Raw genomic sequence first — 15,898 nt, forward strand, 5'->3', positions numbered from 1 at the left:
ATCTCTACTTCGGCTTCTTTATATTGGTATTTTTACTAGAGAGTGGTTCTAAGGGAAAATAGTCACATGCCAGTGGACGCGGTATGATACGCAGATGCAGTCATTGGAACAGATTATGAAAATTGTTGCAGATGAAAATCTGGCATTTACCGACTATTTCTTTGCCGAATTTGGTGACATTCAACATCGCGCAGGACGCAGCCTGTCTGCACAGGATGTTAAAGATGCGGATGCTTTACTGGTTCGTTCCGTGACCCAGGTGAATGCAACCCTGTTACAGGGCAGCCGGCTTAAATTTGTGGGTAGTGCCACGATTGGCACCGATCATCTGGATATTGCAGCGCTGGAAAATAAGCAGATCAGCTGGGCCAATGCACCGGGTTGTAATGCACAGGCTGTGGCTGAATATGTGATTACGGCTTTATTGCATGTGCAGCCAGACCTACTCAATGCTGGTCAGCAATTTACTTTGGGTGTTGTCGGCCTTGGCAATGTCGGTTCGCGTCTGGCCACTCTGGCAAAACTGCTGGACTGGAAGGTAATTGCCTATGATCCCTATGTACAGCAGGAACAGGTTCAGCAAGTGGAATGGACGGAACTACTTAAGCAAGCGCATGCAGTCTCGCTACATGTACCGCTCACCAAAACTGGCCAGTACCCGACCTATCATCTGATTAACGCGGTTAGCTTGGCGCACATGCAGCCTGAGACCTTCCTGATTAATTCCGCACGCGGTCCGGTGATTGAAGAGCAGGCTCTGATTCAGGATATTCAGAAGACTGGAAGAAAAGTGGTACTGGATGTCTTTGAACATGAACCGGAAATTTCTGAACAGCTGCTTGATCTGCTGACTTTGGTGACGCCCCATATTGCCGGTTATAGTCTGGAAGGCAAGGCACGTGGTACACAAATAATTTATGACGCGTTTTGCCAGACGTTTGGCTTTGACAGTCATAAACAGTTTGAAACCCAGTTGCCTGTCTGTGAGCCATTTTTCCAAAACCAGAATTTGAAAATATCGTTACAACAGCATCTGTCTCAAATCTACGACATTGCCCGTGATGATGCCAGTCTGCGTGCCTGTCTAAAAGACGGCAAGGTTGAGCAGCAGGCATTTGACCATTTACGTAAAACCTATCCGCTACGCCGGGAATGGGCAGCCCATGGAGGGCCACAAGCATGAGCCAGTCTGTGTCCTATCAACCGACTTGCGATCTGGAAAGTATTCAAGCGCGCGCCAGAATGTATACTCAAATCCGCCAGTTTTTTGCTGAACGTGAGGTGCTGGAAGTTGAAACCCCTGTCTTGTCACAGGCTGGTGTGACCGATGTACATTTAGCATCTATTCAGGCACAGCGCCATGTCATGGGCAAGCTGAGTACTCATTATTTGCAAACTTCCCCAGAATTTGCCATGAAGCGTTTATTGGCCAGCGGAAGTGGGCCGATTTACCAGATTTGTAAAGTTTTCCGTGATGATGAACATGGCCGTAAACACAACAGTGAGTTTAGTATGCTGGAGTGGTACCGTCCGGGTTTCAGTCTGAAAGAGTTAATGTTTGAAGTAACTGAGCTGCTAAATGTCGTCCTCAAAGCACGCTTTGGTGAAGTACGGCCAACGGTCCTGAGTTATAAACATGCCTTTATGGATCGTCTGGATTTAAATCCCCTCCAGGCGACTGTGCAACAATTGCAGGATTGTTGCCGCAGGGTAGGACTGAATCTGGACTTGGGCAATAACCGCTTGGGCTATATCGATCTATTATTTTCACATATGGTAGAGCCAAGCCTGGGTTTTGATACTGCTGTATTTCTGACAGATTTCCCGCCTGAGTTGGCCTCACTGGCTAAAACCACACTTGACGAAGACGGTGAACTGGTTGCTGCACGTTTCGAACTGTATATTGAAGGGCTGGAACTGGCGAATGCTTATGACGAGCTAATAGATGCCGAGGTTTTGCGCTCTCGTTTTGAAGCGGATAATGCCGAACGAGCAGCACTCGGTTTGCATGTGATGCCCATCGATGAATATCTGCTGGCAGCATTGCCCAAGATGCCGGAATGTTCAGGTATTGCCTTGGGGCTGGATCGTCTGCTGATGGTTGCAACCCGGCAGATGAAGCTAGAGCAGGTGATTGCTTTTCCAGCAGATATTTCCTGACCCAGGCTTAAATCTTGTTTAAGCTTTCTTGGAGACAATAAGCTTAGGTGTAGGCCTTAAACAATAAAAAGCACCCAAGGGTGCTTTTTTAATCAATATCAATAGTCTGTTGATATTGTTCTTTTAATACTCCCAGTGCCTGAATACGCCGTTCAATCAGCATCTCCCCAATGTCCGGTCCCTGAATATCGGAGGGTAGGTCTTGAGCTTTAATATTTCGTACCAGCTGCATGGCTTCTAGCACATATTGTGCCTGCGGATAAGGACGGTCTTCCAGACCCAAGCGGCCACGCGAATCACATTCACAGGCTTGTATAAACGCTTCGACACGCTCAGGACGACGTAATACATCCAGCCGCTGCAATAAACGCCATAAAGTACCGGGCTTTAGATTAAAAGCCTGATGGCATTTTAGATGCTCCTTACATACCGCCAACGCCAGCTGCTTGGTATAAGTCGGTACTTTGAGCCGTTCACATAATGCCGTTACCGGTTTAATGCCGCGCTCTTCATGCATGATATGTCGGGGTAATTCTTCTACAGGCGTCAGCGCTTTACCCAGATCATGCACCAGAACCGCAAAACGTACATCCAGACTATAATTCTGACGGCAAGCTTGTTGTAAAGACATCATGGTATGAATACCGCAATCAATTTCCGGATGATATTCAGGGCGTTGCGGAATACCATACAACGCATCAATTTCCGGGAACAGAACTTTTAAAGCACCACAACTGCGTAACACTTCAAAATAAACATCCGCATCACGCTCCATCAGGGCACGTGCTGTCTCTTTCCAGACCCGTTCCGGGGTTAGCGCATCCAGTTCACCTGATTCAGTCAATTGTTGCATGAGTAGCAGGGTTTCATCGGCAATCTGAAAACCCTGACGATGATAGCGTGCAGCAAAACGGGCAATCCGCAGGACTCTTAATGGATCTTCAATGAAGGCATCGGACACATGACGTAAAACCCGATTTTCTAGATCTTGCTGACCGCCATACGGATCATAAATCTGGCCGGCCTCATCCATGGCCATAGCATTGATGGTCAAGTCGCGGCGGATCAGGTCCTGTTCCAGCGTTACACTGATGTCAGTGTGAAATTCAAAACCATGATAACCAGAACCGGATTTGCGTTCGGTGCGGGCTAGCGCATATTCTTCTTTGGTTTCTGGGTGTAAAAAAACAGGAAAATCTTTCCCGACAGGATGATAGCCTAAGCTCAGCATATGTGCAGGCGTGGTACCAACCACCACATAATCTTTTTCGTGATAGGGATGCCCGAGTAAGTGATCTCGCACTGCACCGCCTACTAAATAAACTTGCATGAAAAAACCTCTATTCTTAACAGCATCATGCTACAGAATAGAGGTTTTCTCAAGTTAAGAAGTGACGCGAATGCGTATAGTTCTTATAGGGCGTTTTTTTCAACTTCCTGGATTTCAGCCACAGTCAATGCCGTCATGTTCACTAAACGGCGAGTAGTTGCGGTTGGGGTCAGAATATGTACCGGTTTGGCTGCACCTAGTAGAATTGGACCAATCGTTACATTATTCCCTGATGTTGCTTTTAACAGGTTAAATGAAATATTAGCCGCATCCAGATTTGGCATGATCAGCAGGTTGGCAGAACCCTTGAAGCGTGAGTTCGGGAAAGCAAACTGACGGATATTTTCATCCAGGGCTGCATCACCGTGCATTTCACCTTCAACTTCAAGTTCTGGTGCAATTTCAGACAGGAGTTCAAATACACGACGCATTTTTTGCGCGCTGACATCATCCTGATGGGAACCGAAGCTCGAATGTGAAAGCAGGGCAATACGTGGAGTCATACCAAAACGGCGAACTTCTTCAGCAGCCAGAATGGTCATTTCTGCCAGTTGTTCAGCGGTCGGGTTGGTGTTGACATAGGTATCTGCAATAAACAGGTTACGATCTTCCAGCATCAAGGCATTCAGCGTGAAGAAGGTATTGTGACCGTCTTTCTTGCCAATAACGTTGCTGACAAAGTCCAGATGGATGTCATAGCTGGAGTAAGTCCCACATAGCATGCCATCGGCAAGACCATGTTTGACCAGCATTGCAGCAATCAGGGTAGAGCGGCGACGTGCTTCACGCTGAGCATACTCAGGCGTAACGCCCTTGCGTTGCATGATGGTGTAATAGTCATCCGCAAACTTCTGGTAATCCGGGTTTTTCTCCTGATCGACAATCGTGATGTTCGCGCCGTCTTCAAGACGCAAGCCCAGCTTCTTGATATTGGCTTCAATCACTGCCGGACGGCCGACCAGAATCGGTTTGGCCAGACCTTCATCGACTGCAATTTGTGCCGCACGAAGTACGCGCAGGTCTTCACCTTCGGCATAGGCAATGCGTTTCGGGTCAGATTTTGCCTGTTCAAAGATAGGCTTCATCATGAAGGCAGAATTATAGACGAACTCAGACAGGCGCTGACGATAAGCTGCGAAGTCCTGGATTGGGCGAGTTGCTACGCCAGAATCCATAGCAGCCTGGGCAACTGCCGGAGCAATTTCCAGAATCAGACGTTGATCCAGTGGACCCGGAATCAGGTAGTCACGGCCGAAAGATGCCGATTTTTCACCATAAGTCGAGGCATCAGCTTCGATATGCGCCATGCGTGCAATTGCATGTACACAGGCAATTTTCATTTCTTCGTTAATGGTTGTCGCACCTACATCAAGCGCACCACGGAAGATATAAGGGAAGCACAGGGCGTTATTCACCTGGTTCGGATAGTCAGAACGGCCAGTTGCCATAATCACGTCATCACGAACTTCATGGGCATGTTCAGGCAGAATTTCCGGATTCGGGTTTGCCAAGGCAAAAATGATCGGATCTCTGGCCATGGTTTTAACCATTTCTTTGGTCAGAATACCTGCCGCAGAAAGACCGAGGAACATGTCTGCACCGGCAATCACCTCACCGATCTGAGTCTCTTCAATATCTTGTACATAGGCTTTTTTAGACTCATCCAGACCTTCACGTTTAGACGTTAACAGGCCACGTGAGTCCGCCACAATGATATTTTCTTTTTTGGCACCCAGTGCACACAGCAGGTTCAGACAAGACAGTGCAGCAGCACCCGCACCTGAAGCAATAATCTTGATCTCATCAATTTTTTTACCGTTGAGCTTCAGCGCATTTAACAGGGCAGAACCTACAATGATAGAGGTCCCGTGCTGGTCATCATGGAATACAGGAATATTCATGCGCTCACGCAGTTTCTGTTCAATATAGAAACATTCTGGAGCCTTGATATCTTCAAGGTTGATGCCACCAAAGGTGGGTTCCAGAGCAGCAACGATATCAACAATCTTGTCCGGATCATTTTCTGCAATTTCAATATCGAATACGTCAACGCCAGCAAATTTTTTGAACAGTACGCCTTTACCTTCCATCACCGGCTTAGATGCAAGCGGGCCAATATTTCCCAGACCCAGTACTGCAGTACCATTAGTAACGACAGCCACCAGGTTGCCACGTGCGGTATAGAGGGCAGCTGTTGAAGGATCACGTTCAATCTCAAGACATGGAGCCGCTACGCCAGGCGAATAAGCAAGGGCTAAGTCACGTTGGTTGACCAATTGTTTGCTTGGTGTAACGCTGATTTTTCCCGGAGTAGGAAATTCGTGATAGTAAAGAGCCTGTTGCTTTAAAGATTGTTCGTCCATCTGTATCTCGATCGTTGTAAAGATTACCCGGCAACCGGGTAAATAAATTAGATTTATGGCTTCGAATATACCATTTGTTAGGCGCTTAGCCCAGTCAAAGCCGCCCGTTTTTCAAACAAAATTATTGGACAGGGCTATGAGCTTAGACGTGCAGGGTATAAGAAGCAAAGTTGCGGTTTTGCTCCAGATAGGCAGTCGCTTCCTGCTCTGGCAAAGGTTTGGAAAATAAATAACCTTGTGCAATATCACAATTTAAATCAAGTAAATAGTCAAATTGTTTCCGAGTTTCAACACCTTCAGCAACCACAATCATCCCCATTGCTTTGCCCATCGCAACTATGGCGCTTACCAGCGCTTCCTGTTTGGTTTCTCCAATTTTAGAAACAAAACTTCGATCAATTTTTAAGATGTCAATAGGAAAGTCGGCAAGATAGGACAAAGACGAATAGCCGGTACCGAAGTCATCTAGAGAAATATTAATCTGGCGCTGCTTGATTTGATCTAGCAGCACTTTAATTGCCTCAGAATTTTCAATCAGGGACGATTCGGTAATCTCAAGTTCTAGGCTGCTGCCAGAAATCTGGTTTTCTGCAATGGCATGATCCAGATCATTCAGGAGCTGACCGCGACGTAACTGCTGTGCCACGATATTGACTGAGACACAAATATTATTAAAACCCAGTTCATTCCACTTTTTAATTTGCTGTGCTGTTTGCTGAATCACTAGGCGGCCAATATCTGAAATCAAGCTGGTCTGTTCAGCCAGTGGAACAAACAGACCGGGTGGAATAATGCCTTTTTCAGGATGGTTCCAGCGTACCAAAGCCTCAAAGCCATAAATTTTCTGGTTGCGGAAGTGAATTTTGGGCTGATAGTACACCACCAGTTCATTATTATGCAGCGCTTTGCGCAGATCGCGTTCAATAAAAATCCCTTGCTCAAGGAGTGCAGTATTTTTGCTGGAATAGAAACGAATGGTATTGCCTCCCAGATCTTTGGCCTCACTCAAGGCCTGTTCGGCACAGTTATTCAGATAATCCAGCTGACGGCCATGGTCAGGATAAAATGCAATCCCCATCGACAGGGTAATCACATAATCCTGTCCATAAATATGAAAGGGCACTTTAAAGGCTTCAACGATGCACTGGCAATGCTCCTGCACCGATGGCCGAATATGCGATATTTCATATAGAATCGCAAAATCATCTCCATTCAGATGGGCAACAAACAGGGCTTCAGCATTGGTGATGCGCAGACGCTGTGCCACCTGGCGTAACAGTTCATCCCCACCATTATTGGATAGATATTCATTTAACGGGCGGAAGCGATCAATATTGAGTCGAATGACAGCAATTTTCTGAATGGAATCTTTTTGTGAAACCAGATATTGATGTAGCTGATAATTATAGTAAAAACGGTTGGGCAAGTCGGTCAGAGCGTCATAGTTTTCAAGATAGGACAGACGTTGTTCCTGCAGCTTGCGCTCGGTCAGATCCGAGACAATACCGATATAATGGGTAATACGGTCCTTTTCATCAGTGGTAGCGTTAATATGGAGCCACAAAGTCAGTTTTTTACCTGATCGAAATTTTGCATGAATTTCCCCATCATAAGAGCCGGTATCTTTAACTTTTTTGATGATAGTCGCCCGCATGCTGGGCCGTTGCCCGATTTTAGAAGGGGCAATAATATCAAAAAGGGATTGTCCAATTAATTGATTACGATTAAAGCCGGTCAGATATTCATAGTGGGGATTGACATCAATATAATTGAGTTCCTGATCCAGAATAAAAATCCCTTCGGCGGCCTGTTCCATCACACTCGCAACCAGTTTTAAACGTTCCTGAGATGTGCGTTCCTGCTGAATGTCACGACGAATACCGACCATTCTCAGCGGTTTATGGCTGACAGGGTCGCTGCTAATTACACGACCAACATCATGCACCCAATTCCAAACCCCTGGTGATAGCTGAATCCGGTAAGTTACATCATAACGGTCAACCTGCCCGCGTAGATGCTGCTTGATAGCCGATTTAAAAGATTTAAGATCATCCGGGTGGATCAGTTGCTTTAAATAAATATTATGCTCTTTGGAGCCTCTCAGGATTTTTTCATTCTTATGGTTAACCAGGGTGATTTTCCGGTTGGCAATATCCCAATCCCATGGTCGCAGTCCAGCAATATTATGTGCCAGCTCCAGATTCTGCTGCTGATTTTTCAGGTCAAGATTAATCTGCTCAATATCATAGGTACGTTCACGCACTTTTTGTTCAAGTAGCTGATTGATGAGCTGGAGCTGCTGTTCAATATCTTTGGATTTGTTGACTTCTTTTTGTAATTGCTGACACAGCTCATCGGTCCAGTCTACCTGTTGTTTGGCTTGCTCAACCAGTAAATGATTTTCCGCAGACAGACAGGAAGTGTGTCGTTGAATACGATAGCTGCTTGTGGCACAGAGCAGGATCACAATCATGACAAAGTTTAAAGCCAGACCCAAGAAAGGGTTCTCTGATGCAGTGTGCAAAAACTGGGAGGCAAAGAAGGGGATCAGGCAGGGGATGAACGTCAGTAAGAAATAGCTGATTTTCTGGGTCAGATAAGTCAGTCCAAAGGTCTGAGTGACAATCAGCAGTAAAGTAGACAGGGTAAGCGCTTCAATTGTACTGAAATTTGGGTTCGCGGTTGGCAAATAGTAATAAATAATAAAAATACCCAGCGCAATACACAGGCCAACAAACAGGCTCTGAACTTGCAGCCAGCGATGGGCAACTTTAAGCTGATACTGTCCAGGTTTAAAATAGAGCGTACTGGTCAGCCAGCAGAGGCTGACGGTAATTTCTGTAAAAATAAACCACTGGTTAAAATATACATGAGAAGGGTGGTAGTAAATTTGGTAAATGCTGAAAATATAAAGACAAATAATCAGGATGCTGAGTAAAAAATATCGACTGTGGCGAAGCGTGTTCGCAATTTGAGCGTAATGTAAATACGTTTGAACATAATCATTTCGATTATCCACCATGTCAAAAAAGCCTTTTGTGCGTCCTAAGTACCCTACTTCTGGTTGCCCTTATTGTTATATCCACTAAAACCCAACTTTAAATTAATATATTGCCTAATTATTATTGAATTCAGAGTAGAATTTTTTTAAATAAAAATCAATAAAATTAATAACTAAATTTTATAATGTCCCTATTTATAAGCGGTAATTTAAAATCGAAAGCGCTACCACAGGCGCAGTTTCGGTACGCAGTATCCGCTCTCCAATACACCAGTTTATAAAGCCTTTTTCATTTGCTGCCTGAATTTCCGCCTCACTTAAACCACCTTCCGGGCCAATGAGCAGGGCAAGATCAGGTGTGGCCTGGGCAAGTACATCAACTTCATCTTTATTAGGAGCAAGAACCAGTTTGGTCGCTGGCAGTTCGCTTGCTAACCAGTCTTGCAAGGATAGGGGAGCTAAAATCTCAGGCACAAGATTTAAACCGCATTGTTCACAGGCTGCAATTACTATTCCACGCCAATGATGTAATTTTTTCTGATCACGTTCATATTTTAGACGCATTTCACAGCGTTCTGAGGTCAGAAGCTGAATATGAGAGACACCCAGCTCTACCGCTTTTTGAATTGCATAGTCCATGCGTTCCCCCTTGCTCATCACCTGACCCAGAAGAGCTTTAAACTTAGGCGTGCGATTGGTCGGGTTAAAGTGATTGACCTGCACCATTGCTGACTTTTTGGCAATATCTACAAGCTCAACCTCATATTCACCACCTTGCCCATTGAACAAGGTGGCTTTTTCTCCTATTTGAGCACGTAATACTTTGATCCAGTGATGAAATACTGGTTCAGTCAGTTCAAGAGTGTGATCAACTGCTAAATCAGCTTCAATAAAAAAACGTGGCATTCAGGTATTACTCTCAACTAGGAAATTGAATTATGCAAGACCAAGGTCTTTCACAAGCTGAAGGGTGGGGTCGGTGGTATTCATGGTATAGAAGTGCAAACTCGGTGCTCCGCCAGCGATCAGGCGCTCACAGAATTTCACCACGACTTCATGACCAAAGGCTCGGATACTGGCAGTATCATCTCCATAGGCCGCTAACTGCTTGCGAATCCAGCGTGGAATCTCGGCACCTGTACCATCTGCAAAGCGAATCAGATTGCTGGCATTGGTAATCGGCATAATCCCGGGTGCTACCGGAATATTGACACCTTCTTTCTGAATACGCTCAACAAAGTAGAAGTAGGCATCTGGATTGAAGAAGAATTGGGTAATCGCTGCATTGGCACCCGCATTGGCTTTTTCACAGAAACGCTGAATATCCTGGTCAAGACTCTCAGCTTGTGGATGCATTTCCGGATAAGCTGCGACTTCAATAGTGAAATGATCGCCTGAATGTTCACGAATAAAGCGAACCAAATCCTGTGCATAAGGCAGCTCTCCCAAGCCAACCTGACCGGAAGGCAAGTCTCCACGTAGCGCTACAACACGGTCAATGCCTTGTAGCTTGTAAAGATCTAGTAACTCGGCAATACGCGCTTTGTCATCTCCAATACAAGACAGGTGAGGTGCCACCGGTGTACCTTTGCCATTGAAGTCATTGATGGTCGATAAAGTGCGTTCACGCGTCGATCCGCCAGCCCCATAAGTCACAGAGAAGAATTCTGGATTTAAGAGTTGCAGCTCTTGGTGTACAGTTTTGAGCTTTTCCGCACCTGCATCAGTTTTGGTCGGGAAAAATTCAAACGAAATTGGAATCTGTTTTGACATGTTCAAATCCTTTTTTATAAATACTTTTTAATTAGTTTTACCTCTCCTGAATCCTCTCTTGCGCTGAGCTTCAAAGCAGTGCTTTAAGCACGCTCAGGAGAGGACTTACCCTCGATGACATACATTTGGTAATGAATGTTCCCTCTCCCTATGGGAGAGAGTTAGGGAGAGGATGGAGTTTAATTAGTATTTATAAGCATCCGATTTAAACGGACCTTCGACTTGAACCCCTAAATAATCCGCTTGTTCTTGCGTTAAAGTCGTTAATACGCCGCCGAAACCAGCAACCATTGCAGCAGCCACTTCTTCATCTAGTTTCTTAGGAAGTAGTTCTACACGAATCGCAGTCTGTTTTTGATCTTCAGGCAGATCGGCAAACTTTTCAGCAAACAAGTGCATTTGAGCAAGTACCTGGTTGGCAAAAGAACCGTCCATCACACGTGATGGGTGACCTGTTGCGTTCCCCAGGTTCACCAGACGACCTTCAGAAAGCAGGATCAGGTAATCGTTTTCATTTTCAGAACGATATACTTGATGAACTTGAGGTTTTACTTCAACCCACTTGTAACCACGTAAATAGTTGGTGTCAATTTCAGTGTCAAAGTGGCCAATGTTACATACCACTGCACCCGGTTTTAAAGTGTCCAACATGGCAGCATCACATACGTGGTAGTTACCTGTTGTGGTAACAATCAGATCCGTGTTTTGCAGAAGCTCAAGGTTGATGTCTTCTTTTTTGCCTGTTTGAACGCCATTTTTGTATGGTGCAACCACTTCGTAGCCGTCCATACATGCTTGCATGGCACAGATTGGGTCGACTTCAGTGACACGTACAATCATGCCTTCTTGGCGAAGTGACTGGGCAGAGCCTTTACCTACGTCACCATAACCAATCACAAGCGCGCGACGGCCAGATAACAGCATATCTGTACCACGTTTGATCGCATCGTTAAGTGAGTGACGGCAACCGTATTTATTGTCGTTTTTAGACTTGGTGACTGAATCGTTGACGTTGATTGCAGGTACTTTCAGAGAACCGTCTTTCCACATTTCTAGCAGACGTTGTACGCCTGTAGTGGTCTCTTCAGTAATCCCGTGGATTTTTGCCAGCATTTCAGGATATTTTTCATGAACCAGTGCAGTCAAGTCACCGCCATCATCCAGAATCATGTTGGCATCCCAAGGTTTACCATTGACATTAATCTGTTGTTCTAGACACCATACATATTCATCTTCGGTTTCACCTTTCCAGGCAAATACAGGTACGCCAGACGCTGCAATTGCAGCCGCAGCATGGTCTTGAGTCGAGAAAATATTACAAGAAGTCCAGCGAACTTCTGCACCTAATTCAACCAATGTTTCAATTAAAACTGCAGTTTGAATCGTCATGTGGATACAGCCGAGAATTTTCGCGCCTGCCAGTGGTTTCGCAGCTGAATAACGCTTACGAAGCCCCATTAATGCCGGCATTTCTGCTTCAGCAAGTTTGATTTCTTTACGGCCGTAGTCAGCCAGTGAAATATCAGCAACTTTATAATCTGTAAATGAAGCATTAACCGCGTTCATCACGATCTCCTTATAAAAAACAATAATTGATCATTCAGTTCGCGGATGCCGTTGTTGGTCTGTCTAGAAAAAGACTGGCCGATCGTCGAGCCTGGCGCCTTTACATTTTGTACCTGTAAAACGTCGCAGCATCCCTCGACTAGCGAGGTATTGTACTTGGAAACTAATTCTGTTCCAACTCTATCGCTGCGCTATTTATAGATAAAGGTCAAAATTTAGGAAAGCTAGTCTGCAAAAATAGTAATCGCGTGTGGAGTTTAGCCAATAAAAAGTAAATAGCTATGCTCAGAAGTCTTGCTAAAAAGTGATTGATGATTCTGGATTATTTTTTTCGGACTCAAGCGAGTGTGGTGATTTTCATCTGGTTTTAAAGTAAAGAGGGAATTCAAATTGCTATTATAAATTTGGACAAACGAGCTTAAGTGTTGAATATTTAACTATAAAAAAACTGAAGATATTTTTGATTGCATAAAAAACTGGCGAATCTGAAAATATTGAACAGCCCATGATTAGATGGGCTTCTCATTTATTCTATTTTCTGCTCAATTTCATCTGCTTTCTTAGTCCAGTAATCTGCCTGTTCTTCATCAGCATCAATCCCCAGACCATTGGCATAGATAAAGGCCAGATCACGCATCGCCTGAACGTCACCCCATTCAGCAGCTTGCTTCACCAGTGTGATAGATTTTTCGACATCTTTTTCAATGACATCACCGCGGCGGTAAAAACCTGCCAGTTCCAAGGTTGCTGCAGGGTGCTTCTCGATATTGGCCTTGCTTAACCAGTAATAGGCTAACTCAAAGTGTGCTTTGGATTCTTCCGGGTCTTCTTCCGCCAGTTCTTTGGCATAGACCGTATAGCCTTCACCCAGCCAGTACATGGCTTCAACCAGTCCGCCGTTGGCTGCTTTTAAAGCCCATTCTTCTGCCAGAATGATGTCATCTTCATGCTCGCTTTGCATATACAGTTCAGCCAGTTCAAATTGCGCTTCGGCATTACCGGCAAGGGCACGATTAGAAAGGGCAGCAGGAGGAAAAATACGCTGAGTCATAAGGCAACCTCAAATATAGTGGCCCTAGGGTAAAATGAAAGCTCAAGAAAAGCTAATACTGCGCCATAAAAAAGCGATCCGAAGATCGCTTTTAAAACAGTATTGTTAAATTGCTATAAATTACAGTTCTTGCTGGATGCCTGCAACCAGCCAGTCTTGTTGGGAACCGGCAGGCTTTACAAAGTGCCAGATCTCAGCAAATGGTTGTGGTTGGCTGTTCAGGTCTTCGCTTACTGTACCGGTAAAGCGTACACTCACCACGTATTGACCATTTTCTGTAGATGAATCTGCAACCATCGCATTTAAGTTCGAGAACTCCGCTACGTCCTGATCCTGATTGGCCATAATATCGTTATACATGGACTGATACAGGTCAGGAGTTAAATAGCGCTGAATCTCAGAAATGTTGCTTGCTGTATTCATGGACTGAATATGGTTGAAGCGCTGACGTGCAACACGCAGGAAGGCAGCCGGTTCAGTTCCATCTGGTAGTTGCTGACCACTATTGGTATACGCTGTACCGAATGGCGCATTATTTACCGGCGCTGAACCAAATGATGCATTATTGCCCGTAGTGTTCCCGCTCACGCTTTGACCAAAGATGTTGGTATTATCACCACCACGCGGTGCAGCAGGCGCTTGGCCAAAGGGTGCTGGCTGACCAGCACCACTATTTGGCGCATACGGATTAGAAGCTACTTTTTTTTTTGCGCCCATCTTACGGAAAATGAAGAAGGCAACAGCAGCAGCAAGCAGGATCCAGATCCAGCCTGGAATACCGCCTTTTTCCTCTTCTTGAGCTGCCTGAGCTTCAGAGGCTGCAGCATTTTGATCATCAGCCAGTGCGTTGGCAGCAACTGCACCAATGGCAGCACCCGCAACACCCGCAGCAACCATACCACCTACACCTGGGCCAGATTTTTGCTGGGTTGCAGCACCCGCGGCTGGAGCCTGTTGTGCAGGTGCAGCTTGACGCGGTTGCTGATAAGACTGAGTAGGCGCCGCAGAACGTTGCATACCGTGGCTTTTACCGCCACCGACACGTTTTGCTTCAGCAGTTAAAGGTGCAACCAGTAATGCTGCTGTTAAAAAGCCGGCGATCAAACCACGCTGTCGAACTTCCATCCAATTTTCCTATATGAATAAATCTATTTGAACTCTCTATTTATATAGGCTTTATAGAGAATTTCAATTAGAAATCTGTATTTTTTTAGGCTTTTTCCGGATTTTAATCCACGCTAATTTAGTTCGTCACTTAAGCTGATGGCTTCTGTCAAGGCTTCATGTAAACGTGCTACCGCAATCACCTGAACGCCTGGAATCGGTTTTTGCGGTGCATTGGCACGTGGCAAAATAATATATTTAAAGCCATGTTTGACTGCTTCTTTCAGGCGCTCCTGGCCATTGGGTACCGGACGAATTTCTCCAGACAATCCGACTTCACCAAACACTGCGAGCTGCTGAGGCAGGGCTTTGGTACGGATGCTGGAAGCACAGGCAAGTAGAACAGCCAGGTCTGAACCTGTTTCGGTAATTTTCAGGCCACCGACTATATTGACATAGACATCCTGTCCGGAAGTCTGAACGCCTCCATGCCGGTGCATCACCGCCAGTAACATATTAAGCCGATTCTGTTCCAGTCCAAGTGCCACACGGCGTGGTTGACCATGAGCATCATCTACAAGCGCCTGAACTTCAACCAGTAAAGGGCGCGTACCTTCACGGCTAATCATCACGATTGAACCCGGAATGGCTTCATCATAGCGGCTCAGGAAAATCGCAGAAGGGTTGGCCACTTCACGCAGGCCTTTATCGGTCATGCCAAACACGCCGAGTTCATTCACTGCACCAAAACGGTTTTTGACTGCACGGATCATGCGGTAACGTGAATCTGACTGACCTTCAAAATACAGCACACAGTCCACCATGTGTTCCAGCACACGTGGACCCGCCAGCGCACCTTCTTTGGTCACATGGCCGACAATAAACAGGGCGGTACCACTATTTTTAGCAAAACGCGTCAGCAGGGCTGCCGATTCGCGGATTTGGGAAACACCACCCGGTGCAGACTGTAAGGTTTCGGTATATAAGGTTTGAATCGAGTCCAAAATGGCCACCGCAGGACGTTCCTGTGCCAGCACTTCACAGATGCGTTCCACGCAGGTTTCAGCCATGACTCTAAGCCGATCTGTTGGCAGATCCAGACGCTGGGCGCGTAAAGCCACCTGCGATAAAGATTCTTCACCGGTTACATAAAGCGCCGAGCTGTTGCCTGCTGCCATATGAGTGGCTGTTTGCAGCAGGATGGTGGATTTACCAATACCGGGGTCCCCTCCGATCAGGACCACAGAACCTGTGACCAGACCACCCCCCAGTACACGGTCAAACTCGCTGATTCCAGTCGGAAGACGGGTTTCATGAGAAACAGAAATTTTATTTAAAGTGGTGATTGCGGCGGCCTGACCGGCGTAACCTCCGCCCATTTTAGGCTGGGCACGGTGTGTCGTTGCAGGGGCAATAGTCACTTCTACCAAGCTGTTCCATTCACCACATTCTGAACATTGACCAGCCCATTTAGAATGATCTGTGCCACATTGTTCACAACGATATACACTTTTTGCTTTAGCCATAATCGATATAAAAACTGATAAAAC

General features: G+C 45.8%; 11 protein-coding genes. 2 read left to right on the forward strand and 9 right to left on the reverse strand.

Annotated features, from left to right (window positions below; genetic code table 11):
• Positions 1-115: 115 nt before the first annotated feature.
• Positions 116-1,183 carry a 4-phosphoerythronate dehydrogenase gene (locus E2K74_RS00790; protein ID WP_151205862.1) on the forward strand — a complete coding sequence of 356 codons (1,068 nt, stop codon included), beginning with the start codon at positions 116-118 and terminating at the stop codon, positions 1,181-1,183.
• On the forward strand, positions 1,180-2,160 hold the full coding sequence (epmA, locus tag E2K74_RS00795; RefSeq protein ID WP_151205863.1) for an EF-P lysine aminoacylase EpmA: 981 nt from the start codon (positions 1,180-1,182) through the stop codon (positions 2,158-2,160). The genes E2K74_RS00790 and epmA overlap by 4 nt, the downstream gene beginning before the upstream one ends.
• Positions 2,161-2,248: 88 nt before the next feature.
• Here the strand turns inward: epmA and E2K74_RS00800 are convergent, their stop codons facing one another.
• The 9 genes from E2K74_RS00800 to radA form a co-directional block, all read right to left on the reverse strand.
• A complete protein-coding gene (locus E2K74_RS00800; RefSeq protein ID WP_151204883.1) occupies positions 2,249-3,490 on the reverse strand; it encodes a multifunctional CCA addition/repair protein in 1,242 nt (413 codons plus the stop codon).
• 83 nt (positions 3,491-3,573) lie between these two features.
• Positions 3,574-5,853 (reverse strand): NADP-dependent malic enzyme, encoded by a 2,280-nt coding sequence (locus E2K74_RS00805; RefSeq protein WP_151204884.1) that lies wholly within the window; start codon positions 5,851-5,853, stop codon positions 3,574-3,576.
• A 142-nt stretch (positions 5,854-5,995) separates the two neighbouring features.
• The gene (locus E2K74_RS00810) at positions 5,996-8,875 is read right to left on the reverse strand and encodes an EAL domain-containing protein (protein WP_151205864.1); all 2,880 of its coding nucleotides are present in this window, start codon (positions 8,873-8,875) and stop codon (positions 5,996-5,998) included.
• A gap of 174 nt (positions 8,876-9,049) precedes the next feature.
• Positions 9,050-9,760, reverse strand: a complete 711-nt coding sequence (locus E2K74_RS00815; protein WP_151205865.1) for a 16S rRNA (uracil(1498)-N(3))-methyltransferase — start codon at positions 9,758-9,760, stop codon at positions 9,050-9,052.
• 30 nt (positions 9,761-9,790) lie between these two features.
• Complete coding sequence (metF, locus tag E2K74_RS00820) at positions 9,791-10,627, reverse strand: methylenetetrahydrofolate reductase [NAD(P)H] (RefSeq protein WP_151205866.1); 837 nt, start codon at positions 10,625-10,627, stop codon at positions 9,791-9,793.
• A gap of 183 nt (positions 10,628-10,810) precedes the next feature.
• The gene (ahcY, locus tag E2K74_RS00825) at positions 10,811-12,193 is read right to left on the reverse strand and encodes an adenosylhomocysteinase (protein WP_151205867.1); all 1,383 of its coding nucleotides are present in this window, start codon (positions 12,191-12,193) and stop codon (positions 10,811-10,813) included.
• A 526-nt stretch (positions 12,194-12,719) separates the two neighbouring features.
• A complete protein-coding gene (locus E2K74_RS00830; RefSeq protein ID WP_151205868.1) occupies positions 12,720-13,244 on the reverse strand; it encodes a tetratricopeptide repeat protein in 525 nt (174 codons plus the stop codon).
• Positions 13,245-13,364: 120 nt separating this feature from the next.
• Entirely contained in the window at positions 13,365-14,369 is a 1,005-nt protein-coding gene (locus tag E2K74_RS00835; protein ID WP_151205869.1) for a Tim44 domain-containing protein, read from the reverse strand.
• A 113-nt stretch (positions 14,370-14,482) separates the two neighbouring features.
• On the reverse strand, positions 14,483-15,874 hold the full coding sequence (radA, locus tag E2K74_RS00840) for a DNA repair protein RadA (RefSeq protein WP_151205870.1): 1,392 nt from the start codon (positions 15,872-15,874) through the stop codon (positions 14,483-14,485).
• Positions 15,875-15,898 lie beyond the last annotated feature (24 nt).

Source organism: Acinetobacter sp. RF15B (assembly GCF_007558235.1).
Classification (GTDB): domain Bacteria; phylum Pseudomonadota; class Gammaproteobacteria; order Pseudomonadales; family Moraxellaceae; genus Acinetobacter; species Acinetobacter lwoffii_C.

Bases quoted from the DNA above. Each gene is read 5' to 3' on its own strand.
- E2K74_RS00810 (WP_151205864.1), bottom strand. From the start codon at position 8,875: ATGGTGGATAATCGAAATGATTATGTTCAAACGTATTTACATTACGCT.
- metF (WP_151205866.1), bottom strand. From the start codon at position 10,627: ATGTCAAAACAGATTCCAATTTCGTTTGAATTTTTCCCGACCAAAACT.
- E2K74_RS00830 (WP_151205868.1), bottom strand. From the start codon at position 13,244: ATGACTCAGCGTATTTTTCCTCCTGCTGCCCTTTCTAATCGTGCCCTT.
- E2K74_RS00800 (WP_151204883.1), bottom strand. From the start codon at position 3,490: ATGCAAGTTTATTTAGTAGGCGGTGCAGTGCGAGATCACTTACTCGGG.
- E2K74_RS00835 (WP_151205869.1), bottom strand. From the start codon at position 14,369: ATGGAAGTTCGACAGCGTGGTTTGATCGCCGGCTTTTTAACAGCAGCA.
- E2K74_RS00790 (WP_151205862.1), top strand. From the start codon at position 116: ATGAAAATTGTTGCAGATGAAAATCTGGCATTTACCGACTATTTCTTT.
- E2K74_RS00805 (WP_151204884.1), bottom strand. From the start codon at position 5,853: ATGGACGAACAATCTTTAAAGCAACAGGCTCTTTACTATCACGAATTT.
- E2K74_RS00815 (WP_151205865.1), bottom strand. From the start codon at position 9,760: ATGCCACGTTTTTTTATTGAAGCTGATTTAGCAGTTGATCACACTCTT.
- epmA (WP_151205863.1), top strand. From the start codon at position 1,180: ATGAGCCAGTCTGTGTCCTATCAACCGACTTGCGATCTGGAAAGTATT.
- radA (WP_151205870.1), bottom strand. From the start codon at position 15,874: ATGGCTAAAGCAAAAAGTGTATATCGTTGTGAACAATGTGGCACAGAT.
- ahcY (WP_151205867.1), bottom strand. From the start codon at position 12,193: ATGAACGCGGTTAATGCTTCATTTACAGATTATAAAGTTGCTGATATT.